The organism is Rossellomorea aquimaris, from assembly GCF_008180865.1.
Classification (GTDB): Bacteria; Bacillota; Bacilli; order Bacillales; family Bacillaceae_B; genus Rossellomorea; species Rossellomorea yichunensis.
This window is the reverse complement of record NZ_VTEX01000001.1, coordinates 268,504-295,241: the sequence shown is the minus strand read 5'-3', so window position 1 is coordinate 295,241 and position 26,738 is coordinate 268,504. Positions and strand designations below refer to the sequence as shown.

25 protein-coding genes and 1 other annotated feature (1 of these 26 running past the window's edge) are annotated in these 26,738 nt (G+C 39.9%); of the genes, 7 read left to right on the top strand and 18 right to left on the bottom strand.

All coding sequences use genetic code 11. From position 1 onward, the window contains the following. Nucleotides 1–390: 390 nt before the first annotated feature. Together FZC88_RS01520 and mgtE are read right to left on the bottom strand one after the other, a co-directional pair. Nucleotides 391–2,253, bottom strand: a complete 1,863-nt coding sequence (locus FZC88_RS01520; RefSeq protein WP_148993408.1) for a monovalent cation:proton antiporter family protein — start codon at nt 2,251–2,253, stop codon at nt 391–393. A 25-nt stretch (nt 2,254–2,278) separates the two neighbouring features. Continuing rightward, a complete protein-coding gene (gene mgtE / locus FZC88_RS01515; protein ID WP_148994255.1) occupies nt 2,279–3,622 on the bottom strand; it encodes a magnesium transporter in 1,344 nt (447 codons plus the stop codon). A gap of 285 nt (nt 3,623–3,907) precedes the next feature. Here mgtE and prpE point away from each other — a divergent pair, with 285 nt between their 5' ends. Continuing rightward, nucleotides 3,908–4,645, top strand: coding sequence for a bis(5'-nucleosyl)-tetraphosphatase PrpE (gene prpE / locus FZC88_RS01510; RefSeq protein ID WP_148993407.1), 738 nt, complete (start codon nt 3,908–3,910; stop codon nt 4,643–4,645). Nucleotides 4,646–4,721: 76 nt separating this feature from the next. On the opposite strand, the gene FZC88_RS01505 is transcribed toward prpE, so the two are convergent. Genes FZC88_RS01505 through FZC88_RS01490 form a run of 4 tightly spaced genes read right to left on the bottom strand, consistent with a single transcriptional unit; the run spans nt 4,722 to nt 7,510 of the window. Next, a complete protein-coding gene (locus tag FZC88_RS01505) occupies nt 4,722–5,615 on the bottom strand; it encodes an RluA family pseudouridine synthase (RefSeq protein ID WP_148993406.1) in 894 nt (297 codons plus the stop codon). Nucleotides 5,616–5,636: 21 nt separating this feature from the next. After that, nucleotides 5,637–6,434 carry an NAD kinase gene (locus tag FZC88_RS01500; protein WP_034763479.1) on the bottom strand — a complete coding sequence of 266 codons (798 nt, stop codon included), beginning with the start codon at nt 6,432–6,434 and terminating at the stop codon, nt 5,637–5,639. Between the two features lie 33 nt (nt 6,435–6,467). Then, the gene (gene yjbM, locus FZC88_RS01495; protein ID WP_148993405.1) at nt 6,468–7,109 is read right to left on the bottom strand and encodes a GTP diphosphokinase; all 642 of its coding nucleotides are present in this window, start codon (nt 7,107–7,109) and stop codon (nt 6,468–6,470) included. A 26-nt stretch (nt 7,110–7,135) separates the two neighbouring features. After that, nucleotides 7,136–7,510 (bottom strand): UPF0738 family protein, encoded by a 375-nt coding sequence (locus FZC88_RS01490; RefSeq protein ID WP_148993404.1) that lies wholly within the window; start codon nt 7,508–7,510, stop codon nt 7,136–7,138. 128 nt (nt 7,511–7,638) lie between these two features. Between FZC88_RS01490 and FZC88_RS01485 the strand changes: the two genes are divergently transcribed. The 5 genes from FZC88_RS01485 to FZC88_RS01465 all read left to right on the top strand — a co-directional run bounded on the left by FZC88_RS01485 (nt 7,639) and on the right by FZC88_RS01465 (nt 10,909). After that, nucleotides 7,639–8,220 (top strand): CYTH domain-containing protein, encoded by a 582-nt coding sequence (locus tag FZC88_RS01485; protein ID WP_148993403.1) that lies wholly within the window; start codon nt 7,639–7,641, stop codon nt 8,218–8,220. 52 nt (nt 8,221–8,272) lie between these two features. Beyond that, complete coding sequence (locus FZC88_RS01480) at nt 8,273–8,914, top strand: lytic transglycosylase domain-containing protein (protein ID WP_148993402.1); 642 nt, start codon at nt 8,273–8,275, stop codon at nt 8,912–8,914. A 261-nt stretch (nt 8,915–9,175) separates the two neighbouring features. Then, a complete protein-coding gene (locus FZC88_RS01475) occupies nt 9,176–9,577 on the top strand; it encodes a globin domain-containing protein (RefSeq protein ID WP_148968473.1) in 402 nt (133 codons plus the stop codon). Then, entirely contained in the window at nt 9,570–10,436 is an 867-nt protein-coding gene (locus FZC88_RS01470) for a ClpXP adapter SpxH family protein (protein ID WP_262371599.1), read from the top strand. Before FZC88_RS01475 ends, FZC88_RS01470 begins: the two co-directional genes overlap by 8 nt. 284 nt (nt 10,437–10,720) lie before the next feature. Next, nucleotides 10,721–10,909: a hypothetical protein gene (locus FZC88_RS01465; protein ID WP_148968472.1), complete on the top strand. Its 189-nt coding sequence runs from the start codon at nt 10,721–10,723 to the stop codon at nt 10,907–10,909. Between the two features lie 105 nt (nt 10,910–11,014). Here the strand turns inward: FZC88_RS01465 and pepF are convergent, their stop codons facing one another. From pepF to FZC88_RS01405, 12 genes are all read right to left on the bottom strand, one after another. Beyond that, complete coding sequence (pepF, locus tag FZC88_RS01460; protein WP_148993401.1) at nt 11,015–12,838, bottom strand: oligoendopeptidase F; 1,824 nt, start codon at nt 12,836–12,838, stop codon at nt 11,015–11,017. Nucleotides 12,839–12,926: 88 nt separating this feature from the next. After that, nucleotides 12,927–14,120, bottom strand: coding sequence for a competence protein CoiA (locus tag FZC88_RS01455; RefSeq protein ID WP_148993400.1), 1,194 nt, complete (start codon nt 14,118–14,120; stop codon nt 12,927–12,929). A gap of 89 nt (nt 14,121–14,209) precedes the next feature. After that, nucleotides 14,210–15,715, bottom strand: a complete 1,506-nt coding sequence (gene cls / locus FZC88_RS01450) for a cardiolipin synthase (RefSeq protein ID WP_148993399.1) — start codon at nt 15,713–15,715, stop codon at nt 14,210–14,212. 74 nt (nt 15,716–15,789) lie between these two features. Next, nucleotides 15,790–16,461, bottom strand: a complete 672-nt coding sequence (gene mecA / locus FZC88_RS01445) for an adaptor protein MecA (RefSeq protein WP_148993398.1) — start codon at nt 16,459–16,461, stop codon at nt 15,790–15,792. A gap of 359 nt (nt 16,462–16,820) precedes the next feature. After that, nucleotides 16,821–17,216, bottom strand: a complete 396-nt coding sequence (spxA, locus tag FZC88_RS01440; RefSeq protein WP_032089161.1) for a transcriptional regulator SpxA — start codon at nt 17,214–17,216, stop codon at nt 16,821–16,823. Between the two features lie 303 nt (nt 17,217–17,519). Beyond that, nucleotides 17,520–18,092 carry a GNAT family N-acetyltransferase gene (locus FZC88_RS01435; RefSeq protein ID WP_113969958.1) on the bottom strand — a complete coding sequence of 191 codons (573 nt, stop codon included), beginning with the start codon at nt 18,090–18,092 and terminating at the stop codon, nt 17,520–17,522. A 273-nt stretch (nt 18,093–18,365) separates the two neighbouring features. Beyond that, entirely contained in the window at nt 18,366–19,514 is a 1,149-nt protein-coding gene (locus tag FZC88_RS01430) for a putative glycoside hydrolase (RefSeq protein ID WP_148994253.1), read from the bottom strand. A gap of 282 nt (nt 19,515–19,796) precedes the next feature. Continuing rightward, complete coding sequence (locus FZC88_RS01425) at nt 19,797–20,732, bottom strand: ABC transporter ATP-binding protein (protein WP_148968467.1); 936 nt, start codon at nt 20,730–20,732, stop codon at nt 19,797–19,799. Continuing rightward, a complete protein-coding gene (locus FZC88_RS01420) occupies nt 20,732–21,802 on the bottom strand; it encodes an ABC transporter ATP-binding protein (RefSeq protein ID WP_397540999.1) in 1,071 nt (356 codons plus the stop codon). Before FZC88_RS01420 ends, FZC88_RS01425 begins: the two co-directional genes overlap by 1 nt. Nucleotides 21,803–21,821: 19 nt before the next feature. Next, nucleotides 21,822–22,847 (bottom strand): oligopeptide ABC transporter permease, encoded by a 1,026-nt coding sequence (gene opp3C, locus FZC88_RS01415; protein WP_148993397.1) that lies wholly within the window; start codon nt 22,845–22,847, stop codon nt 21,822–21,824. Beyond that, entirely contained in the window at nt 22,847–23,776 is a 930-nt protein-coding gene (gene opp3b / locus FZC88_RS01410; RefSeq protein ID WP_148993396.1) for an oligopeptide ABC transporter permease, read from the bottom strand. Before opp3b ends, opp3C begins: the two co-directional genes overlap by 1 nt. Nucleotides 23,777–23,947: 171 nt before the next feature. After that, the gene (locus FZC88_RS01405) at nt 23,948–25,603 is read right to left on the bottom strand and encodes a peptide ABC transporter substrate-binding protein (RefSeq protein ID WP_148993395.1); all 1,656 of its coding nucleotides are present in this window, start codon (nt 25,601–25,603) and stop codon (nt 23,948–23,950) included. Nucleotides 25,604–26,109: 506 nt separating this feature from the next. On the opposite strand from FZC88_RS01405, the gene FZC88_RS01400 reads away from it, so the two are divergent. After that, a complete protein-coding gene (locus FZC88_RS01400; protein ID WP_187443477.1) occupies nt 26,110–26,493 on the top strand; it encodes a DUF3899 domain-containing protein in 384 nt (127 codons plus the stop codon). Between the two features lie 44 nt (nt 26,494–26,537). After that, nucleotides 26,538–26,738: a binding site (T-box leader), on the top strand (it continues 31 nt past the right edge of the window).

Below are 26,738 nucleotides of genomic sequence, written 5' to 3'. Positions count from 1 at the left end.
TAAAATTCTTGTTGTTATTATTTCCCATTAAGGATACATGCTCAGAAAGTTGATCCTCGCTGCAGGATGCTCGACTCCTGCGGGAATTGCTGGACAGGACGAAAAGCGGAGGGGCTTTGCCCAGGGGCGACAAGCATAAGACGAGTCTGCCGGAAAGGCGCTCTTTGCCTTTTTGGCAGACTTGGCTTATGACCTCGAGCCCCTAAGCCCCGTAGCTGGACAGGTGAGACCCCGGAGGCGCAGCCGAAGAGGCTCACCGCCAGCCCCGCGGAAAGCGAGCATCCTGGAGCGGAATGCAACTATTACTTTCCCCTCTACAATAGCAACAAACTATACGAAAAGAGCCAAAAAAACTTCCCAAGAATAATTTCTTGGGAAGTTGATTAGTTCTTAGCAATACTCACAGAATTCAAGTTCGCGTTTTAGTTCATCTACATATTCTTTTGAACCGGTTACGATCAAGCGGTCGTTCATGTGGAGTTCTGTATCTCCGTGAGGAACAATGGAATCTTTTCCTCTAAAGATCCGTACGAAGATAACATCTCCTGTAAACGGAAATTTACGAAGGGTCATGCCTTCAAACTGACTGTTCAGCATGCGAATCTCATAAAGCGATGTCTCTTGGTTCGTAAGGATATTCATGACAGACGGTGACTCAATGAGCGCACGCAGTAATGCTTTCGTTGACAGGAACACGGAATATACTTCAATATCCTGTTCTCGCAGTGTCTCATGTAAGTCAGGACTCTCAACCCTTACAATGACACGATTCACGCCATATTCTTTAGCGGTAACGGCAAGTGTTGCATTGATTTCTTCATCACCGGTTGATATCACAATGATGTCAGAATCAAAGATGTTGTTCTCTTCGAGCGTGTCTAACTCGTAATTGTCAATTTCATTGATGGTAAACAGAGAATCAGCAATATTACGATCAGACTTATCTTGTTTTGTATGATACAAGACTGGTTCATAAAGGGATGAATGAAGTTCCCTTGAAACCGGCATCGTAAGTTGATTCGCTCCCAGGAATGTAATCTTGAGCTTTTTCTCCTTTGCGCTTTCCCTTGGGAAAAGCTTTTTGAAGAATATTGGCGTGATGATACACGTGATCACCGCTACTAATATGAGCGTACCACTCATCTGCGCTGTGATGATTTCCATTCTCTCAGCGATTTTCGCAGCTGCAATGACAAGTGATAACGTTGATGTAAGTAAAAATGCTGATGCAATCGTTGTTTTCGTATCATACCAATACTTTAATAAGTAAACCGGGATGATTTTCGAAACTAGGAAAGCAAGCAGAAGTAATGGAATCAACAGAAGCATCTTTTTATCGCTAAGCAGTGATCCCAGATCCAATTCAACTCCTACCATCACGAAGAAGATCGGGATTAAAAATCCGTAACCAAAGGAATCCAGCTTATGAACCATTTCCTGATTTGGTGCCAATAATGATACCAGTACACCTGCAAGGAATGCACCTAGAATGTTTTCAGCCCCAACGGTTTCAGATACAGCTACAAGAAGAATGATCAATGTAAAGACTGCTCGTGTCCCGATTTGAACGGTACCTGTCGACAAGCTCTTGATGAAGGAATTGTTCTTCAATCTCTTAGCCAGGAAGTATAAGAGTACTCCAACACCGAACAGGATAAGGAGAAGCCACATATTTCCATGACCTTCACCGTAAAGTGACACGAATACAGCCAGTAAAATCATCGTCACAAGATCTGCAATAACCGCCACAAGCAGGATGATCTGCCCGATTGCGCTTTTCATGATATGTGCTTCCTTAAGTGTAGGAACCACGACACCAAGTGAAATGGTGGAAATAATAAGGGTCATTAAGAATGCATTATCAATGAGCCCGAATAAGACGAACAGATAAGACAGGCCAAGTGAAACAAAAAATATCCCGATAAAAATAAAAGTCGCTACCTTCAGACGGTTCGGTTCTTCTTTTCCATTAGGTAGCAGTTCTTTTTTCTTCTTTCCTCCTGAAAATGCAGTGAAATCAATTTCCAGTCCACTCAAGAACATAAGGAAAATAAATCCAAGTGTAGACAGTGTTTCCAACCACATATCCTGGTGAACGATATCAAATCCGCTCTTACCTATTATTAATCCCATAATGATTTCCGCGATGACTACAGGGATGAAATTTAATTTGAATTTATGCAGCAATATGGGAGTTAAAAAAGCTACAAGAATGACAATAACCAATGATGTAACGGACGCATGCTGTTCCATCTATACCTCCCCCTCTCTCTTCTCTCTATATTAAATAATTCATAAACAATGTCGCTAAACCAAAATAAATTAAAATACTGATAATATCATTTATCGTCGTAATAAAAGGACCGGAAGCGACAGCTGGATCCACTTTTAGTTTGTGCATAAGTAACGGTACTAATGTACCAGCGAGCGTTGCAACAAATAATGACACCAACACGGAGATCCCAACGAGCACCCCCAGGAAGAATTCACCTTTCCATACATATACCACGATGCTGACGACTATCCCGCATGTAGTACCAGTTATAAGTCCGGTTCCCGCTTCACGGATGACAAGGGACATCTTGTTTTCCTTTTCCAGGTCACCGGTTGCAATCCCCCTAACGGCAACAGCAAGGGCCTGAGTTCCAGTATTACCTGCCATTCCGGCGATCAAGGGGATAAACACGGCAAGAATCGCAACTTTATCTAACGTGTCTTCAAATCTCCCGATAAGGCTTGCGGTGAACATCCCTAGAAACAGTAATGCAATCAGCCATGGCAGACGCTTCTTCGCTGCATTAAATGGACTTCGGTCGATGGAATCCAAATCGGCGATACCAGCCAACTTTGAATAGTCATCAGATGCTTCTTCTTCCATAACGTCCATAATGTCATCGACGGTAATGATCCCCAGTAAGTGATGTTGGAAATCAACAACAGGCAAAGCGAGAAAGTCATAATCTTTCATTTGTCTAGCGACTGCCTCCTGATCTTCGCTGACGCCTACAGACATGACACGATCACTCATAATTTCGCCTATCATCACATCATCATGGCTGATGATGAGATCTCTTAGGGAGATTACCCCCACAAGCTTTTTATCATCATCCACTACATAAATGTAGTAAATCGTTTCAGCATTAGGGGCTTCGTTTTTTAATATATACATGGCCGATCGGACGGTCTGATTCTTGGAAATGGCTACAAATTCAGTAGTCATGATACTACCGGCTGTATACTCTTCATAATGCAATAATTCTTTTATTTCTTTAGCTGATTCATCATCCATGATCGTTAAATAACTAACTACCTGGTCCTTATCCAGCTCATTTAAGACATCCACCGCGTCATCGGCATACATATTCGATAGCATTTCAGCGGCATAAGTTGGATTCATCTCAGCTAATATATCCTGATAATCCTCTTCATCTATATCCAGACTTTCAAAAAGCTCCGCCATCTCTTCCGGAGACAGGTAATGATACAGGCGGCTTCGCAGGGCTTCATCTATTTTCGAAAAGAACTTTGCTTGGTCATAAGAGTGTAAATGGACGAATTCTGAGCGAAATAAATCCAGATCTTCTTCTTGAAGGGCTCTAATGAGAAGGTCTTCATCATACATTTCTTTTTCTTGTCTATCTCTATCTTTTGATTGATCCTGGGTTACTTCAGACATCATATACACCCTCCTTCTTAACTTGAATTGTATATAGTCGTAATAATACTAGCAAATCTTATGACGAATGTCTCTTATGAAATGATAACCATCTCTAATATGGTTTTGGTTATGTACGGAAGGTATATTAAAATATGAATAAACATCCGCTCGATATGAAAGACTGAATCATTAATATGGCATAAAATAACCGAAAAGAAAAGAAAAATGCCACAGGAAAGTAGGTATCCTATGAAAATAGATATAATCGGAGACATTCACGGCTGTTATGAAGAGTTCAAAGAATTAACAAAAAAGTTAGGCTACGATTGGACATCCGGTCTCCCCGTCAATCCACATGGAAGACTGCTCGGCTTTGTAGGGGATTTAACTGACCGTGGTCACCACTCGCTTCAGACCATTTCAACGGTCTTTAATCTGTTTGAAAAGGGATGTCTTTACTATGTCCCTGGAAACCATTGTAATAAACTCTATCGCTACTTCCTGGGGAATAATGTGAAGATCCTGCACGGGCTAGAAACGACAGTAGCGGAATTGAGTGCCATTCCCCGGATTGAAAGAGACCGATACCGGGATATGTTTATCACTTTGTATGAACAGTCTCCTTTATATCACGTGTTGGATGACGGAAAGCTAATCATTGCCCATGCGGGTATTAAAGAAGAGCTGATCGGAAAGCAGAGTAATCGGGTGAAAACTTTTGTTCTGTACGGTGACATCACAAGTGAGAAGAATGAAGACGGTACGCCGGTCAGAAAAGATTGGGCTTCGGATTATAAAGGTGACGCGTGGATCGTGTATGGCCACACCCCGGTAAAAGAGGCCCGAATCATTAATAAGACTGCGAATATTGATACAGGAGCTGTGTTTGGCGGGAAGTTGACAGCTTTGCGATACCCTGAGATCGAAGTGGTGAGTGTGGGGTCGAGCATGCCTTTTGTGGAGGAGAAGTTTCGGGAGTTTGAATAAGGTGTGATAGTGCTTGTTCCCGCTCCACAAAAAAATAGAGATTCTTTTCAGGTCAACCGAAAAGAATCTCTTTATCTCATTGTCTTTCAAGCAAAATCCGCATATCCCGAGGCATCACAGCCTCCAAATACACCCATTCTTTTTTAACAGGATGAAAAAAAGACAGATTCTTACAATGCAGTGCCTGCCTTCCTATCAATGCCACACTGCCTCCATACAAATCATCCCCTGCCAGTGGGTGTCCGATAAATGACATGTGAACCCTGATTTGGTGGGTTCTCCCTGTTTCCAATCTCAATTCAATATGAGTGAAATCCTGGAACCGCTTTTTTACTCTATAGTGTGTCAGGGCATACCGGCCATCCTGCCGCACTTCTCTTTCAATGATACTATCCGGTTTCCGGCCGATAGGCTCTTCGATCGTACCAATGTCCGAGTCCAACCCACCTTCTGCAAATGCTTCATACGTTCTCTTAATTTCCCGCCCCTTCTGCTGAAGGCTGAATAAATGATGAACGTGGCGGTGTCTTGCTATTAGAACAAGCCCCGATGTATCCTTATCTAATCGAGTAACGATATGGACAGCTGAACAAATACCTACCCTCTCATAATAACCTGCTATGGCATTGGCGAGACTTCCTGTCGGCTCATTCTTAGTAGGAATGGATTTCATACCCCATGGTTTATCTACTACGAGAACATCCCCATCCTCATATATGATCGACAATGGAATCTCTTCAGCAACTAATGAGTCACTCCCTTTTTCTTCAGGGAACCTCATCTCAAGAATATCCCCTTCTACAAGGTGATATCGGACATTTTCTTCTTTTCCATTAACGGTTATAGTGCCTCCATCAAATTTCACAGCAGTCAGTGTACGCTTTGAGATCTGCTGATCGATTAGAAACTCTCTCATCAGTTTCCCGTCATAGGAAGAAGGGATAACCCATTTCATTGTATAAAATTTCATCGTACACTTCCCAGCCTTAAGTCATTCATCCGCCACAAAAGAATCATGCACCCTCTTCCAAAACGGAAACGGACGAAAGCGGGCAAAACGGATTTTCTCATCAGCGACACGATATTGAATACTCTTCACATCTTTATGAAGAAGAGATAGATGATCGATGGTGACCAGAAAATCTGGTCCATTCACAGGCTTTAGCATGCATGTATGATGCGCAGGTAAAATCAAAGGTGATCCGATGGTACGAAATACACGATTATTGATGGAAGCCATCTCCGCAAATTGAATAGCTGGAAGAGACGGGTGTATGATTGCCCCGCCAAGCGCTTTATTGTAAGCCGTACTACCTGATGGAGTCGATAAGCAGAGTCCATCTCCTCTAAATCGTTCAAAATGCTGGCCCCTGATTTCCACGTCCATGACCAGGGTTCCTTCGACGCTTTTGACCGTCGATTCGTTTAACGCTAAGTAACGGGTTTCTTTCCCACCATGCTGATAGCGGATGATCGTTTCTAATAATGGGTATTCGATAATTTGATAAGGTGTCTTCGCTATAGCGATTACGAGCTTTTCGATTTCTTCCGGCACCCAATCGGCATAAAAGCCGAGATGTCCTGTATGTACACCAACAAACGCTGTCTTATCTAAGCGGGATCTGTAGCGATGAAATGCATAAAGCAGCGTCCCATCTCCTCCAACGGATATGACGATATCCGGTTGATCATCATCATAGGTTAAATTAAAATCTTGGAGGTAGGTCCTCATTTTGTGCATTAATGTATTGGACTTCGAATCACCTTTTGATGTAATCGCGAACTTCATTCGTGTACCCCCTTCAAGTCACTGCTGATTTGGTTAAGAGCTTTTCCCCCGTTGATCCTTTTCCTTTTTATTAGTAAATATGACTTGGGCTTCCTGAATTTCTTCACGGATCAAGCTCATTTCTTCATCCAGTCTGAATGCTGCTTCAGCAGCGCTTTGAATGCGAAGACGAACTTGCTCGGGAATCTGTCCACTGTACTTATAATTCAAAGAATGCTCGATCGTAGCCCAAAAATTCATCGAAAGTGTCCGGATTTGGATTTCTACCAGAATGTTTTTTTCTCCGTAAATCGTTTGAACCGGATAATCAATGACAATATGATAGGAACGATACCCGCTTTGTTTCTTATGGGTCACGTAATCTCTTTCTTCTATAATAGTAAAGTCATTCCGTCCACGAAGCTTTTCCACTACCACATGAATATCCTCCACGAATTGACACATCATCCTGAGACCGGCGATATCTTGCATTTCTGTTTCAATATTCGATAGCTTGATCCCTTTTTGATTTGCTTTATCAAGAATACTCGCGATCGGCTTCACTCTTCCAGTCACAAATTCAATGGGAGAATGTGTGTTATGAAGTTCATATTCTCCCCTCATCCCTTTAAGCTTAATCTTCAATTCATCAACCGCTTGCTTGTAGGGAGCTAAAAATTGTTCCCAGTGATTCATTCTCCTCACCTCTTTACGTCACGTGACTACTTATCAAGAAATACGCTCTCTACCTTTTTAACCATTTCGTCACCATAGTTCCCATTTCCTTCTATATTGGACACAAGATAATCGAGCTCTTCAGTGAATTGATCTAACTCCAAAGAATAATCATGGCTTTTCGCAATGACTGCACTCTTTTCTTGAAGTGCTATTTTCAATTCATCCCAGATCGACTCTTCAAGGTATAAGTAAACATATTCCTCTTCATTTTCTGCTAAGTATACAAATGCATAGCGATCGGAGTCTGCAATAATTTGACCAGCTGCCGTTGTCCCTTGCAGGAGCTCTGCTTGGTCGGTATGTAAGTATAATGTACCGTTTTCATATGTGGTGTGTTTAAATTGAACTATTTTCCTCATGCTTTTCTTCATCCTTCCATTAAACAATCAGTATCATTTTAACATAAGACAACCATTTCATCTAAACATTGAAGTTCTCTTTTATTAAAGAGATAATAGAAGAAGTATGCAAGGAAAGGATGCTTGTTATGGCTCAGGAAATTGAAATAGAATTCAAAAATTTAGTAACAGAAGATGAATTTACGCGATTAATCTCACATTTTCATATAAAAGATGAGGATTTCTCATCTCAAGACAATCACTATATTGATACTTCGGACTATCAATTAAAGAGTATACAATCAGCCTTAAGAATCCGGGAGAGGAACGGGACTTATACGCTGACCTTAAAAACCCCTTTAGAAGAGGATCTACTAGAAACGAACCAAAAGTTAACAAAGGAAGAGTCTGAATCACTTTTACATCAAGGGGCATTTCCTGAAGGAGAAGTCAAAGATGTTCTGGATTCCCTTCAAATCCCCACTGGGTCCCTTCATTATTTCGGCACGCTGACGACAAACCGGGCTGAAATCGACTATATAGAAGGGCTCCTGGTCTTCGATAAGAGTTCATATTTACAAATGGTAGATTATGAGCTCGAATATGAAGTGAAAGAGCGCAAATCAGGTGAAGCTATATTCCTGAACTTACTGGAGGAACTAAACATCCCACTTCGGGAAACGGATAATAAAATCAAACGTTTTTACCTGGAAAAATTAAAAAAGGATTGACGATTACCGATATAGTATATGAATAAAGTCTTTCAGAAGAGGAGTTATACTCATGAATGTTCAGCAGTTGAGAACGATGATGGAGTTGCAAGCTCTAAACAGCTTGGGTTCAGTATCTTCTGTTCAGCAAAACACTGACATGTCCACTGATCTCTTTCAACAACTATTAAATCAGGCACTTCACACTAACCAGACACATTTAAATATGAACCAAACATTAGGGGCAGTTAAAGAGGCATTGGAAACCAAAACACCATTCTCTCTTTCACCACCTCCTCTTGGACTTTCCGCTTTGAACAAACCGAACCTGAATGCTCCCGGGGAGATTGATGAAATCATCTCCAGAGCGGCGGACCACTATGGTATTCCCACAAAACTGATTCAAGCGGTCATTCATATTGAGTCCAACTTCAACCCTAATGCAGTCAGCCATGCGGGTGCATCCGGGTTAATGCAGCTCATGCCCAGTACTGCAAGGGGGCTTGGCGTAAACAACATCTTTGATGCGGAAGAAAACGTATTCGCCGGAACCAAATACTTAAAGCAGATGCTCGATAAGTACAATGGGGACGTTAAACTGGCTCTCGCAGCCTATAACGCAGGTCCCGGAAATGTCGATAAATACAACGGGATCCCACCGTTTAAAGAAACCACTGCTTATGTAAAAAAAGTGACCGACCGCTATTTTGCATGATAAGCAGGCTGACCACTTTTGGTCAGCCTTTTTTATGTATTTTCCTATCAAGACTCACGACAAAAGCTACAGTCTGATAGACCTACCTCCTCTTAAACCTATCTTCACCATCCCCCATAAGGTTCCTGAAATCGGGATAGACATCAGAAAAAAGGCAACACTAATTTAGGAATAATAAGTTGATGTAAGGCGATTTGTTTGAGATATAAATAAATGCTTGCTAGAATAAACATACAATCTAAGTAAAAAGGAGTCATTCTTATGGTCGAGAAACCACAAATGCCTTATAATCTTATCGGCGAAAAGAAACTCTCCATGCTCGTTGAAGCTTTTTATAATAAAGTAGCGAATCATCCCGAGTTAGCACCAATATTCCCTGATGATTTAACCGAAACAGCTCGCAAACAAAAACAATTTCTAACTCAATATTTAGGTGGTCCTGCGCTTTACACAGAGGAGCATGGTCACCCCATGCTCCGCGCAAGACATCTGCCATTTCCCATCACGGAGGAACGGGCAAAGGCTTGGTTAAGCTGTATGCATGAGGCAATGGATGAAGTCAATCTAGAGGGTCCAGTAAGAGATGACTTTTTTCACAGACTCGTATTAACCGCCCATCATATGGTGAATACAGAAACTTCAAAGGGTAATAGCATTGACTAGAACAAATAGCTGGCATCACCTTAAAGGGTGTGGACATGATAAGAAACCTCTGGAAATATATATGTTTGTTGACCCTCTTTGCCCGGAATGCTGGGCTCTTGAACCAATCTTAAAGAAATTGCACATTGAATACGGACAATACTTTCGTATACGTTACATTTTGAGCGGCCAGCTTGCATCTTTAAACATAGCGACCAAACGTAAGAAGGAAGATTTAGCACAGCAATGGGATAAAACAGCCAGCCGTTCGGGAATGTCGTGCGACGGAAGCTTATGGATAGATAATCCAATTGATTCACCTTATCTTGCTTCTTTCGCCATTAAAGCTGCCGAGCTTCAAGGAAAACATTCGGGTATCCGGTTTCTAAGATTTTTACAGGAAAGATTATTCTTACAGAAACAGGACATTTCCAATATCGAGGTACTCATGGAATGTGCTCAAGCAGCCAAGCTTGATTTGAGCGAATTTATGAACGACATCAATTCATCATCTGCGTCCAAAGCATTTCAGTGTGATGTAAAGATCACATCTGAGATGGAAGTAGAAGAAATTCCTACATTGGTCTTCTTTAATGAAAATATTGAAGACGAAGGCTTAAAGATCACGGGATTGTATTCCTACGAGGTGTATGTTCATATTATTGAAGAAATGCTTGGAGAGAAACCTGATAAGCAACCATTGCCTCCGCTGGAAGTATTCATGAAATATTATCGTGTAGTGGCATCGAAGGAAATAGCCGTTGTCTATGATTTATCCATTGAAGAAGTAGAAAAGCAAATGAAGAAATGGACACTTCAGCAAAAAGTAAAGAGGCTTCCTGCAAAACACGGAACTTTTTGGAAATATATAAGTCATTAATTATTCCGATATATTAAAATAAGCCAATAAACAAGAAAAGCCGATGTTGTTTCCAACATCGGTTTTTCAATACGAACAAAGGGGATGGGAGAAATTTTTCACGGTCAAACAAAGGGGTATATGTTTGCTTGTGATCAACTTCACACTGATAATATATCACGCATCCACTTGTATTGGCAAGTTGTTTGTATGGTATTTCACAATATTGTCAAAAACCATTCATGTTCCCCTCCCCTCCTTCATATACATGTGTATAAGACAACTTATCACCGGAGGGAAATGATATGGCACTAAAAATAAAATACGGAATCCTCCTGCTGTTAATCATGATCAGCTTCTTCATAAACATCCTCGGACTCATGCGCCTTGTTCCGGTCTATATTACATCCCCGATCCTCTTTCTCTCACTCCTGCTCTTCTTCCACTCCCTAGGAAACCGCAACCGCTTCAAAGGATTCAAATCAATGAAATGAGGGAGGGACCTTCTTTCGAAAACTCCCCCCAAATAAAAACCCCCTTAGAATATATTCATCTCTAAGGGGAGTTTATTTTTTAACCAGTAGGCACCTGATCTCTAATTACTGTAATTTTTCAAGCAGTTCTTCCATTTCATTCAACTTTTCTTCAAAGACTTTGCATGCATCTTCCACCGGCTTGGAGGTTGTCACATCCACTCCTGCTTTTTTCAAAACTTCAATCGGATAATCAGAGCTCCCCGCTTTCAGGAAATCGATGTAGCGTTCTACGGCCGGTTCTCCTTCTTCAAGGATTTGCTGACTGAGAGCGGTCGCAGCCGAGAAGCCGGTTGCATATTGATAAACATAGTAATTGTAGTAGAAGTGAGGAATTCGAGCCCATTCCAATCCAATCTCTTCATCAATCGAGATGTCTTCTCCGAAATACTTCTTATTCAATTCATAATACTCTTTCGTTAAGAATTCAGAAGTCAGGGCGTCTCCTTCTTGAGCTTTCTTATGAATGAGGTGTTCAAATTCTGCAAACATGGTTTGACGGAAAACGGTTCCTCTGAATCCTTCCAGGTAATGATTTAATAGGTACAGACGTTTTTTCTCGTCATCAATAGTATTTAATAGATAATCATTCAAGAGAGCTTCATTACATGTAGAAGCCACCTCGGCAACAAAGATGGAGTAATGTCCGTACGTGTACGGCTGAGCACTGCGTGTATAATAGCTGTGAACACTATGTCCGAATTCATGAGCCAGTGTAAATAGATTGTTCACATTATCCTGCCAGTTCATGAGGATATAAGGGTTGGTGCCGTATGCTCCTGAAGAGTATGCACCACTTCTTTTTCCTTTATTCTCGACAACATCCACCCAACGGTTATCAAAGCCTTCTTTCAGGACATTGGCATATTCTTCCCCTAAAGGCTTTAAGCCATCCAGGATCATGTTCTGTGCTTCATCATAGCTGATGTCCATCTTGACTTCCTTCACTAACGGTGTATATAAGTCATACATATGAACTTCATCCAAGCCTAATACTTTCTTTCGAAGCTTTACATAGCGCTGCAGCAAATGAAGGTTCTTATTGACTGTATCAACCAGGTTATCATACACCTGTTCAGGAATATTGTTATTTGATAATGCCGCATGTCTTGCAGAATCATAATGTCTTACGTTTGCGACGAAGTTATCTTTCTTCACTGCTCCACTTAATGTAGAGGCAAACGTATTTTCAAATTTGCCGTATGTTTCATACACTTTTTTAAACGCTTCTTCCCGTACTCGTCGATCACTGCTCTCCAGGAAACGAATGAAACGGCCATGTGTGATGTCCACTTCTTCCCCGTTTTCATCTTTAATGCTCGGAAACTCCAAGTCTGCATTGTTCAGCATACCAAACGTGTTACTAGCCGCACTGAACACTTCGGAAGCTTGAGCAAGTAATGCTTCTTCCTCCGCTGATAGAACATGTGGACGCTGGAGATTAATTTCTTCTAAAGCATGCTTGTATTTCTTCAACTCTTCCTTTTCGTCAAGAAATCCTTGAAGCTTACTTTCCTCAATCGAGAGAACTTCAGGTACTAAGTAGGCAAATTTACTCCCTAACTGTGTATAAAGACTTTTGGCACGGTCATCGAGTCCTTGATAGTATGAATTGGTTGTGTCCTGGTCATAGCGCATATGAGAATATGTATAAACCCTACCCATACGTTCCATAATTTCATCCTGGAAGGCAAATGCTTTATAAAGCTGATCTGCACTCTCTCCTAAAGTTCCTTTAAACTCGTCTGCCTTACCCGTTAACTCTTTAATTGCTTTGTACTCTTTTTCCCAGGCTTCATCACTTTCAAAAATATCTTCCAATCTCCACGTTAACTTCTCCTCTACCTCTTTCCTGCCAGGCAGACTTTTCGTAGCTGTATCTTTAGACATATACATCCTCCATTCTTAAATCTACAGAAAATTCCTTATAGTTACATTCTCTCTTATCTAAGATTTTCCTGCAACAAAACAATCTTTGTTAGACCTTTTTTAATATATGCTTCCATTTAGGAAAAAAATCATGCTGATGCTTTTCGAAGCCCGAACAGTTGTCAGGACAATTCCACGGCCGAGAGAGCTGATATTGCCCACCGTCCATCCTTCTGACTACCTGCATATCATTCAAGAGAGACAAATAGCTCTTTACTATTTCCTTTAGCAGCTGGTCCCCACATACAAAAGGAAGCGTACGGAATTCTAAATATCCTCTATCCATCCTTCTTTTTAGAACCTCAACTACTTTTTCCTCTGAAAAAAATGTATCTTTCTTCATACAATCCTTCCACAAATAGTATTGCCACTCGATCGCATGATTCTTAAAATGGATTCCATGAGGAAACACTGGCATTCCAACAAATAAAGGTAAATATAAAAATGTATCCCCTTCTCTATACACTTCCCGTAAAAATAAATCGTCTTTCGCTTTATTGTAATGAAGTTTGTTATAGATCCACTTCATTCGGAATTGATTCCAGTTTTTTAATAAATATGGGTGATTGACTGTAGGATGTGGGATGGACAAAGGAAGAGTGAATTGCTCGATAGGGATCCTGACAGGCGCTGCACTAATAAAAGCTGAGACTGAAACAGGTATGAGATGAGTAAATATTGTAAAGCTTCTATCTTCAGGAGAAAAATGGAGAAGAAAATGGTGCAAATGGGGTGAATACCGGATAAATGATTGCTGAAATGACGGTAATTGCAGTAATCCCTTTTGTTTTTCTGTCACTGGTTGGGTAAGCATCCAGAATGGAGTGATGTTTTGACTTTGATATCCACGAGTTCTGGAAAGGATGTCGGGGATGGGAATGGAAGAGCATTGAATCTCAATGGCAATTTTTTTCGTATCCGTTTTTACATATACATCAGCGATTTGCTGAATCTCTTTTACATAATATTCAACCTTTACCTCCGAAAAATGCTTTCTTAACCTTTCATATAGCAGTTGTTTAGTAAGCAAATGTCGGGGTGACTCATGCTGCTTTCCAAGCTCACAAAGGAACTGGGACTGATGAGCAAAATGTGGGACGTTTTGGTTTCCGATGCGAAGGTTCAATTCGGATGAACAATGAGGACAGAGAAATATATTACGCTTACGTCGCAGATTCTTTAATTCCTCTCTTGTGTAATGAATGGTTGAAAATACTTTTTCTCCTAATAAAGCTGTTAACATAGAACACCTCCTTCAATAATTATTCGCCAATATTCGTGAAAATCCTTCAAAAAAAACCTCCAAGCAAAAAATCACTTGAAGGCTTATTCTTATAATAGAGGTGACATTAAGCGTGAAGTGGATTCCAATAACCGGTAGCCAAGATGTCTCTTTTGAAACTCTTCCAGCTGCAGTTCCTCTGCATCCTCTAAATCATGTAAATATTCCTTCACTAGAGAGTCGGTACTTTCTGTTTTATATAAGAATGCATTAACTTCAAAGTTTAAATGAAAACTTCTCATATCCATATTAGATGTCCCGATCGATGCCATTTCTTCATCGACTATGACGATCTTACTATGCATAAAGCCCTTTTGATATTCAAAGATTCGGGCTCCTGCTTCGAGAAGATCGGGGAAATAAGATCGTGAAGCGTGAAATACAATTCGTTTATCAGGCTTATGGGGAACCAAAAGCCTTACATCCACACCACTCAATGCAGCAATTTTAAGTGCTGAAAAAATATCTTCATCCGGTATGAAATATGGTGATGCAACCCAAACGCTTTTTCTTGCAGAAGTGATCATCGAGAAGAATATATTCTTCAATACGCTCAACTCATTATCAGGTCCTCCTGCAATCATTTGAACTCCACCATCGTTTGCATTTTCCAATGGATCAGGGCTTAAATACCCTGGAGTCAAGAAATCGTCATTCGTCATATAATACCAATCTTGAAGAAAAATGAGCTGCAAGGTTCGAACCGCTTCCCCCCTTACAAATAAGTGGGTATCCCTCCAGAAACCAAAATGTGGATTTTTCCCTAAGTATTCATCGCCAATATTAAGTCCCCCAACAAATCCAATACTTCCATCAATGACGATGATCTTGCGATGATTTCGGAAGTTAAACTTATTATTGAGAACAGGGATTTTGACTGGACCAAACGGAACCACTTCAATCCCTGCGTCTTTTAATTCAGCAATATAATCCTTAGATAATTGCCATGCCCCAACCGCGTCATAAAGAAAGCGAATTTTCACACCATTATTGGCTCGTTCAATAAGGATATCTTTAATCTGATTGCCAATATCATCATGACGGACAATATAATATTCCATATGAATGTGATGCTTGGCAGTTTTTAACCACCTCAGGATTTCCCCGAATGTCTCGTTACCATTGGTTAAAAGCTTCGTTTCACTGGAAAAGGAAATGGCACTGTTTCCTATTCGCTGAGCAAGCTGAAAGTGTTTTTCTTGAAACAAACCGAACATTTCAGCGTTCATTTCCTTAGGGCCAGGCTCAAATTTATTGTAGGTTTCCTTGTCCAATATGTACTTCTTCTTATACATTTTCTCTTTCCGGTAGTTTCGGCCAAACAATAAATAGAAGATAAAGCCAAGGAATGGAAAAGCACCTAAAACAACTAACCATGTTAATGTTTGAGTGGGATGGCGATTCTCAAAGAAGATAAGAAATCCTATCACAATGACAGAGAATGTAAAAACCAGACTAATATATTTGACCATTCCTGAAAGGTACTGATCAAAATAAAAAATATAACTTAACACGAGGACAGCAATAAATAAGAGGACTCTCACTGTATTTTTCATACCTCTAACACCTTCCACTGGCTTAATGAGCTAAATAAAAAAATACCGATTTCTAAATGAAACCGGTATGATCCTTAAGAAAAGTGTTCACTTAATGTCCCAAACACATGTTCATTAATGACTACTTTTCCATACTCTTCTAGGCGATGAACGGTCATTCGTGACTCATCCGCATATTCAAGTAGTATACTTAACATATTGTCGATATCTTCTTCCGAGAAGTGCTCTTCTGAAAATTTAACGTAAATAAAATATCTATTTTCGAATGCAAGCAGCTTTGTTTCCAAATGATCTAAAGGCATTTCTTTCATCCGATGGGATAAAGAAATCGCATCTTCGAAATCATTGAACTTCAAAGTGAAATCCAGTGCCACTTCTGCTTCCCCATCTTGATCCTGCTTGATTTGGAAATGCTGATCCAGAAGCTCCTCTATCCGTTCATCTACAGGAAGTTCCTTGAGCTTATCCTCTGGGATAGGCAACTCAAATCGCTGACCATCCTTTGAAACCTGAGCTCTTGTAACCAGTACTTCAAGCCCTTTATCTAACGCTTGAACTTGAATCCATAGCGGTCCTTCAATTCCGAAATCTTCTTCTTGATGAACTTCATCCATCATTTCCCAGAAGAGTTCTTCACTTCGTTCACGATTATACCAGATCTCCTCGCGGTCAAAGCCGCGATCTTCTATATCCCCGTAGGATATATAGAACTTGACCGTATTTTCATTAATGCGTTCGATTTCCATTTAACACCTCTCCCTTCTTGCATGATGTTGGTGAAGGGACTACACCCTCTGAGCAATTTTGCTCGATTGCTGGTGAAGATAGAAGATACATTTAGGTTAGTTTGTACCTTGTACTTCTATTTTATGATATAAACACTGAAAATGGAATAAAAATAACACCCATTTTTTCCTTCACTAATCCCACTATTTAACGTGTTTTTGACATTTTAGCGAATATTTGCAGAAAATTCAAGTGTTAATACTTATACTAATATAAAAAGGGTTGACCCGAAAGGATACGCAACGTTCCTTAAAGGGTCAGCCCCTTTTTCCTTATATATTCTCAAACATTGATAATATGATGAGAATGTAAGAATACTTTAGTTTACCATTCTTTGAGCTTCGAGAAGCTGGAACGTACGAACCTTTCTAGGTAAGAAACGTCTGATTTCATCTTCATTGTATCCTACCTGAAGACGTTTCTCATCCAAGATGATTGGACGTCTTAAAAGACCAGGATTTTTCTGAATAAGCTCGAACAGTTCTTGAAGTGGTAAAGTTTCTAAATCTACATTAAGCTTTTGGAATGTCTTAGAACGCGTTGAAATGATTTCATCCGTTCCATCCTCAGTCATACGCAGGATTTCCTTTATTTCATCAATGCTTAATGGCTCAGAAAATACGTTACGCTCTGTATATGGAATCTCATGCTCTTCTAACCAAGCTTTTGCCTTACGACAAGATGTACAACTAGGTGAAGTGAATAATGTAACCACGAATCATTCACACTCCCTTAAGGATTTTTTTATAATATAGAGTATTTCATTTTAAACATAGACTGTTAATTAAAATAAGTTTAAATAAGAAATCTCTATTATGTATTATACATGAATTACTGTCCCTTGAACATAGTTTTAACCAATTTGTCAAATTTCCTATACATAGGTTTAACATACGCTATATGATCTCTTTCTACTATGGCTTTACCCGGTTCAAAAAGAGCCTAAACATGATATAAAACATTTTCATTTTTTCATTTAGAAAACCTTATTGCGAATGGACAATAAGGTTGTTTTGGCTTAGAGATTTTTCAGTACATCGCCATCACGGTCTTTGTCTTTTTTCAAGACTTCTTCAACCGGCTGGTAAGACGCACCATAAAACTTCTTATCATTATAAGTGTGGATTAATTCATATGTTTTCTTCATGGAATTGAAGATCAGATCTTCTGATTCGTTATTTGGAGCCCAATAAAGGATTTCCATCTCATTGATTTCATTTGTAGCGAGAGACCGACGTGCATATCCGATACTGACAGCATGTTCGAATCCTTCACGCTTGTAGAACTTTAAGCGCTTTTCAGTGTCAGTGTCATCATAATCAACCGGCTCTACTTCTAGAATAATCGCTTTGTTCTTTTCTTTTAACTTCTCGAGCAGTTTATGACCTAATCCTTGTCCGCGAGCATCCTTTGAGACAAAAAGATAATCGATAAAGATAAAATCATCAAGTTCGGCATACATAAGTACGTGGTACTGCCCTTCATCTTTATGATAGATGTCGCTTCTTTCTTTGAGTAATGACTCAAGATGTTCTTTTGATTTCATTTCCTCTACCGGGAAATACTGATTTAACTTTTCATACCAATGCATGGATCTACTCCTTTAAAAGAATTTTGGGTGACATTGACTAACGGGATACAATTATTTTTCTCAGAAAAAAAATGTTTATGTTAGATGTTAGTCTCATCCGTGGGATAATAAATACGGAATCACAGGCTTGATATACCTATGAAGAGGGTAATGTGGTTGAAAGCGGTTAATCTTACCAATACTTTAATGATAACAATGTTTGAGTTTTTTTTCAAATCGAAAAGCGCCAATAAGAAAAGACCGGCCTGGAACTTCCCAGGTCGGTCTTCTCGATCAAGGTGTATAATCCACACCTTCTGTATACGTATTACCAGCATCCCATAAAAGGAATTCTTTAATCCCTTGATCATTCAATGCCTTAATCTGCGCTTCCACTTCTGCTTTTCCGTACGCTTTATAGTTTCCACTTCCTAACCAGGAAGCAGTGAAATCCTGCAGCCATGGCCTTGAAATAGGCGGGTTTTCTAATTCTGCTAACTTAGAATTTTCAAGCTTAGCATATTCAGATACCAATTCATAAGGTTGTAAATCGGGCTTTGCAATTCCAAAGTATGGAGTCCAGTGACTTGGATAAATCATGGAAGAAATCACATCGACGTTTTCAGATATCTTTGAGAAGTTCTGTCCAATCCCAGGTGCCTCTGGAAGCGTTGCTGTATACCCGAAAATGTCCACAGAAACCTTAACTCCATATGGCTCAAGTTTTCCATGTGCGTACTCTACAAAGTCTGTAACGGCCTGCACACGCTTTTGTACATTATTTGAGTCTTGCTCCGCATATTCACCACCGTTATATTGGAGTTCATCATCGCGTTTTTCAAAGCCTTCAGGGAATCGAACATAATCAAACTGGATTTCCTGGAATCCCATTTTGGCGGCTTCGATTGCAATTCCAACATTATAATCCCACACTTCTTTCAGGAATGGGTTCACAAAGGATTCACCTCTGCCATTTTTCCATACCTGATTTCCATCTTTAAAGGAAAGCTCGGGTTTCTCATTCGCCAAAATCGTATCTTTGAATACCACAATTCTTGCGATCGGGTAAATCTGTTTTTCTTCAAGTGTCTTTAAGATCGCTTGAGGATCTTTGATATAAGGCTGACCTACTTTAGCGTATGGAGAAGATTCTTCGGGTTCGTATGTAACATATCCGTGATCATCTTTAATATCAATAACCATGGCATTGAGATCCGTATCGTCCATTAGTTTCGTTAAGCTGTCAAATTTCGCTCCACCAGCAGAGTGACCCGTCACATAAACCCCTCTGACTGCATCAGGGTATTCAAATTCAAAGCCGGAATCATATGCAAATCTTGGGGCGGGACTTGCAATTTCTTTCTTACTTAAAGAAAGACTCCTCTTCTCGTGGGCACCCATCCTTTCTCCTTCAGCACTCGCTTGGAACGGCAATACGCACATTGTGACTAAACATAAGGATGTCGCTACCTTACTCCATTTCAAAATAAACCTCTCCTCTATTAAATAAGCTATCTAGTAAAATATGTAACACCTCATCCTATTCTAACAAGGAAATAACTTGAAAGAAAAGGGGTATTACTCCTAATCTGTCGAAATTTCCAAGGAAATTAAATATCTTCATTGTATAGTATGATTTTCTTGTTAAAAAAGAATATAACAAGCTTTATGCGGATCCTTCAATAAAAAAAGCTCCCCTCATTAAAGGGAGCTTTTGTAAGATGTTTAGCTTTTGTACTGAGCTTTATACTGTGCAAACTCTTTCTCTGAGCAAAACACGAAATGGCCAGGTGCCACTTCACGCATTTCAAGATTATCATCCTCTGTATAATTGTGAACAGAAGGATTATATTCTTTTCTTCGGCGTGTGCGCTCATACTCTGGATCCGGTAACGGAATCGCTGATAATAGAGATTGCGTATACGGATGTAGCGGGTTCTTGTAAAGGGCATCACTTGGTGCCAACTCGACTAACTTACCAAAATACATCACCCCGATGCGATCACTGATGTATTTTACCATGGAAAGATCATGGGCGATGAATAAGTACGTTAACCCTTTCTCTTTCTGAAGCTCTTGCATAAGATTCACTACTTGAGCCTGAATCGAAACATCAAGAGCCGAAATTGGCTCATCGGCAATGATGAAGTCCGGATCTACTGCCAAGGCACGGGCAATCCCGATACGCTGTCTTTGACCACCGGAGAATTCATGTGGATAACGTCCGGCATGTTCTTTATTCAAACCAACCGTTTCAAGCAAATCATGAACTCTCTTTAGACGTTCTTCTTTGGAAGAAGCAAGTCCATGAATGTCGATACCTTCAGCAATAATATCCGCAACCTTCATACGAGGATTCAAACTTGCGTATGGATCCTGGAAGATCATTTGCATCTTACGGTTGAATTTCTTTAATTGTGAACGTGACTTTTTACCATGAACGTCCTCACCATTAAAGAGAACCTGGCCATCTGTAGCATCATACAAACGAATGATTGTCCGACCAGTCGTTGATTTACCGCAACCTGATTCACCAACCAGACCAAGAGTTTCCCCTTTATAAATATCAAAGCTGATATCATCGACAGCTTTCACCATATTCGGTTTTCCCGGGTTAAAGTACTGCTTTAAATTCTTAATTTCCAATAATTTTTCTGCCATTATGAACGAACCCCCTCAACAAGTACCGGCTCTTTATAATTAGAAGGCATTTGTCTATGTCTTAATTTAACGATTTCAGGCGGCTCTACTCTTGGAGCACTAGGATGCAATAACCAGGACTTTACATAATGAGTATCGGAAACCTGATAATATGGCGGCTCTTGTTCAAAATCCACTTTCAATGCATACTCACTGCGAAGTGCAAATGCATCTCCTTTAGGTGGATTCAATAAATCCGGTGGAGTCCCAGGTATGGCAACCAGTTCCTGTTCACCTTCAGTATCTGTAGTCGGCATGGAACCGATCAATCCCCACGTATAAGGATGGCGTGGATCGTAGAAAATTTCATCCACTGTACCTGTTTCAACAATTTGTCCTCCATACATAACGGCTACACGATCAGCTACGTTCGCAACAACTCCAAGATCGTGAGTGATGAAAATGATGGAAGTTTCTATCTTCGTTTGTAAATCTTTCATCAGTTCAAGAATCTGAGCCTGGATGGTAACATCCAATGCCGTCGTCGGCTCATCGGCAATCAGAATCTTCGGATTACAAGCAAGAGCGATAGCGATAACCACACGCTGTCGCTGACCACCCGAGAATTGATGAGGATATTGTTTAAAGCGAGTTTCCGGGCTAGGCAGACCAACAAGTTTAAGTAACTCAACGGCACGTTTTTTCGCATCATTTTTGCTCATATTCTGATGCTTTACCAGTGGTTCCATGATTTGTTTACCAATTGTCATTGTAGGGTTCAGGGACGTCATCGGATCCTGGAAAATCATAGAGATATCTTTCCCACGGATTTTCTGCATGTCCTTTTCCGGCAATTTCGCTAAATCTTTACCTTCAAATAACATTTCTCCACCTTTGATGAAGCCTGGCGGGTTCGGGATCAATCTCATGATCGCTTTCGTCGTTACTGATTTACCGGAACCGGATTCACCTACGATGGCTAGTGTTTCACCTTTATCTAAATGGAAATCTACACCTCGGACAGCCTGAACTTCTCCTCCATGCGTATTGAAGGAGACGTGTAGATCTTTCACTTCTAAAATTTTTGACATATTCATAATCTCCCTTCCATTACTTACGCATTTTCGGATCTAGTGCATCACGCAAACCATCGGCCATTAAGTTGAAACTTAGAATGACTAATGAAATGACGGCTGATGGAACCAGCATCATATGTGGAAATGATTGAATCGATCTGTACCCATCATTAACCAATGACCCAAGGGAAGCTCTTGGAGGAGCGATCCCCAATCCGATAAAGCTTAAGAATGCCTCTGTGTAAATCGCAGCAGGAACTGTAAACATTGTAGTGATGATAACAGGTCCCATTACATTTGGAAGCAAGTGTTTAAAGATTAAACGATTGCTGCTTGCTCCTAAAGTACGGGAAGCAAGTACAAATTCCTGATTCTTCAATTGTAATACTTGTCCACGCACTATACGTGCCATTCCGGTCCATCCGGTTATTACCATAGCCATAGTAATCGAGAAGATACCTGGCTCAAAGATCAGGATAAAGAGAATAACCACAATTAAATTTGGAATCCCAACTAGAATTTCAATGATACGTTGCATAATATCGTCGACTCTTCCACCATAATAAGCAGAAATTCCGCCATAAGAGATACCGATTATGAAATCGATGATGGCTGCTAGAATACCAATGTAAAGGGATACACGAGTACCATTCCAAGTTCGAGTCCATAGGTCACGACCTAAGTCATCGGTACCGAACCAGTAACTTTCCTCAATCTTTCTCGCTTCATAAACATCGAAACCACCAGCGTCTTTTCCATCAAATGGAAGCCAACTAATTCCTGAAAGCGCTTCAATTTTAGGGGGTAGCTTTGCATGACGAATATTTTGATCGCTAAATTTGTAGTCATTCATACCAGGTCCAAAAATAGCGAAGAATACGATGATGGCAGTTATTATTATTCCTACAATAGCACCTTTATTCTTACGCAAACGAATCCATGAATCCTGCCAAAAATTCAAACTTGGTCTCGATATTTTTTCCGACTCGTCTCCACTAGCCTTTTGAGGTTGGAAGAGTTCTGGACTTAGTTGCTCTAATTTCTTTTTATTTGCTTCCATTATTTCTTCCCTCCAGCTAAACGAATACGCGGATCAATGATACCGTATAGAATATCTACCAAGAAAATAACGCCAATGAATAAAGCACTGAAGAACAGGGTAATACCCATAATAACCGTGTAATCATTTGTGTTAATAGAAAGTACGAATTGTTCCCCAAGACCCGGAACAGCAAAAATCCGTTCGACAACTAAAGAACCAGTCATTACTGCTACTGTCATTGGTCCCAAAATAGTTACAATAGGTATCATAGCGTTTCTTACGGCATGCTTTACAATTGTTCCAGTCTTGGAAATACCTTTGGCCTTTGCTAGTAAAATATAATCAGAGTTTAATATTTCAAGCATTTCTGTACGCATAAAACGAGCAATCGTTGCTACAACGCCAACTGTAAGTGCTAGTGTAGGTAGAATCGTGTGCTTATATTCTCCCCATAATGCTACTGGAAGCCATTCAAGCTTTACACCTACATAATACTGTAACAGGGCCGCGAACACGAAAGAAGGTATGGATATTCCTAATACAGCCACAAATGTGGAACCATAATCTAACCACGTGTTATGTTTAATTGCAGCGATAATACCCACAAGGAGCCCTAAAAATGTACCTAATACCATAGCTTGGAATCCAAGAAGTGCGGAAGGACCAATACGATCTCCAACTATTTGCGTTACAGGACGATTATCGTATTGGAAGGACAACCCTAAATCACCTTTGGCTAGACCCACCATATAGTTCACATATTGTTCTGGCAGTGGGTCATTCAGACCGTATTTATCCAGGATGATTTGTTGTTGTTCCGGAGTCAGTCTCTCTGTATTTTGTAGTGGAGATCCAGGCAGGAGCTTCATCAGAAAGAAAGTGGCGGTTGCAATGATAAGCAAAGTGATGATCATATAGACGATACGTTGAATTGTATATCTGACCATTCTTTAGCCCCCCTTTTTTTAGTCTATTTTCTACATTATTAATTATATCGATTTTCGACAAATTTTCAATGTTTTTTAACTTTTTTGATAATTTCCGACATTCACTGGAAAAGGAGAGCATATGCACATGCATATACTCTCCCTTTGAAGGTTGTTCACTGAGTTTAAGTTCTACTCAATTGAAGCCCATTTGTAAGAATTATCAGCACCAAATGAATGACGTAAGATATTTTTCACATATGGACGCTCTAGATAAGAAACACCAGATTGGTACATAGGGCTGATCGCTTGATCTTCGAAAAGAATCTTTTCTGCGTCAACCATTGCTTGCCAACGTGCATCTAAATCATCAAGAAGCTCACCTTTAGCTTGTTCGATTAACTTGTCATACTCTGGATTAGAATAACCCATTTGGTTATGAGCACCATCAGTTACGAACATATCAACAAATGTCATTGGATCTGGATAGTCAGGACCCCATCCAGCGAATGAGAAGTCGTATTGACCTTTTGATTCTAACTCAAGCTTTTGCTTGAATGGTTGCGCTTTGATAGAAACTGTCAAACCTTCTAGATTTTGTTCTAGTTGCTCTTTTAAGAACTCACCAATTTTCTTAGAGTTGTCAGAGTCATAGTTTAATAATTCTAATTCAATAGAATCTTTTCCTAACTCTTCTTTCGCCTTAGCCCAGTGTTCTTTAGCTTTTTCAGGATCGAATCCACCAAAGTCACCAACTGTTTCACGATATTCAGCACCATCTGGACCAGATACGAAGTCTTTTGGTACTAAATAGTACGCAGGGATAGATCCGTTGTTAAGAAGTACGTCTACCATACCTTGCTTGTCATATGCAGCGTCAATTGCTTTACGCGCATTTACATTTGCCATTATTTCATTTCCTTGATTTAAACGAAGGAAGAATACTGAAGTTTCAGCTCTTGTTTTAAAGTTTTCATCTGATTTGTATTTGTCAACAAATTCAGCAGAAAGACCAGCAACATCAGCTTTGTTTGTTTCATAAAGGTTTACACCTGTAGCAGTATCTTTAACGATGTTAAAGTTAACTTCTTTTAGCTTAACAGTTTCTGCATCCCAGTAACCGTCGTTCTTAGTTAATTTGAAGCTTTGCTCATGCTTCCACTCAGAAAGAGTGAATGGACCATTGTAAATTGCAGTGTCGGCTTCAAGACCGAATTTATCGCCTTGTTCTTCCACGAACTTTTGGTTTTGAGGATAGAAAGTTGCGAAAGAAAGTAAAGCTTTGAAGTATGGAACAGCTGTTTCAAGCTGAACTTCTAATGTTTTTTCATCAACCGCTTTAACACCTAATTCTTCAACTGGAACTTCGCCAGCATTAACTTTAGCAGCGTTTTTGATATCGTACATGATGTACGCATACTCTGCACCAGTGTCAGGGTTTAAAGCTTTTTGCCAAGCGTAAACGAAGTCGTTCGCAGTAACTGCATCTCCGTTTGACCATTTCGCATCACGGATTTTGAACGTGTACGTTTTACCATCTTCACTTACTTGTGGCTCTTCTGCAGCCATACCAAGTACAGGCTCATCTTTTTCACCTAAGCGGTAAAGACCTTCGAATACGTTGTTCATTACGTTGAATGAAACAGCGTCAGTTGCTAGAGTAGAGTCCATTGATGGGATCTCAGAACTCTCAATTAAATTAAGTACCTGTTCTTTCTTTTCAGCAGACTCGCCGCCTTCGCCAGATGCTCCTTCATTGCCCTCAGTTTTCTTGTCGCCGCCACATGCAGCTAAGAAAGTACTTAGAGCCAGAAGAAGAACTAGCAAGAATGAAAACTTTTTCTTCATCTTGAAATTGACCTCCTCGTAAATCTCATATTTATTTATCTTCTAATTTTCAGAAGATTTGTTACTTATTATACATGATAGAGAAATTATTGCAATATGAATTTAACAGTTTTTTTGCAAAATTATCAGATTAGTAGGTATATAGGCGCCAAAACGTTGGTATTAAAGGGTTTTAGTTGAACATTTTAGAGAGTTTGTCCCATTACAATTGTTACAAATGTAAATTTCTCAGCATTGAAAGTAATGGTGTTATTGGGGTCCGTTTTCAATTATAAGGTTTATATCTGTTATAAATATTAATATACAAGACTAAATATAAAAAATAGAATACATACTTTATTCTATTCGTATTTTAATAATATTGCTGCAGTTTCAAGCGTGTACACTTTACGCGGATTTATGTACTCCCTGCCCATACAACTCATGATTGTTTGAATATATATGAATGATTGAATTCCCTTAAGGGCTTCATGTATACTTTTGATAAAAACATTTTAAGGAGAACTATGAAACGAATAAATTTTTTCTACATACTTACACTGCTGTTTTTCATTATCGCCATCGTCACTGCTATATTTCAGGGGAAAAATCCGCTTCTCTCTACTATAGATAGCTTGTTTATTATCGGAATAACGTATGTTGCCGCAGGCTCCCTCTTGTATATATTTGAAAAGGGATTTTTCAACGGCATCGTGTATGCCCTTAAGAGATTCCGAAACAGCACAAAACTAGGGAAGTACATTTCCCAGTTTGACGATCTGGACGAGACTAAGGGAGCCCATGAAGAATACGGAGTCAAGCGATCTTTTTCCATTACAAGGTCAGTACTGATAGTCGGCTCCATCACCCTGCTTCTTTCTATCGCCTTATCCTATCTGCTGTACACTTGAATTACCCTTTGATTTTTCATATAATAAAAATATATAAATGAGAGTAAAAAGCGTAGATGAAGAGTAGTACTTTTCTTTATGATTTATAGAGAGCTTGTGGATGGTGAAAACAAGTATTCATGGGAAAGGGAATGGACTTCTGAGCTTTATTTGTGAATGAAGTAGCATATAACGGATTTACCTCACGTTAAAGGGGTTCCATGCTCGTCATGGACTAAGCTGACTCATCTGAGTACTTAGGGTGG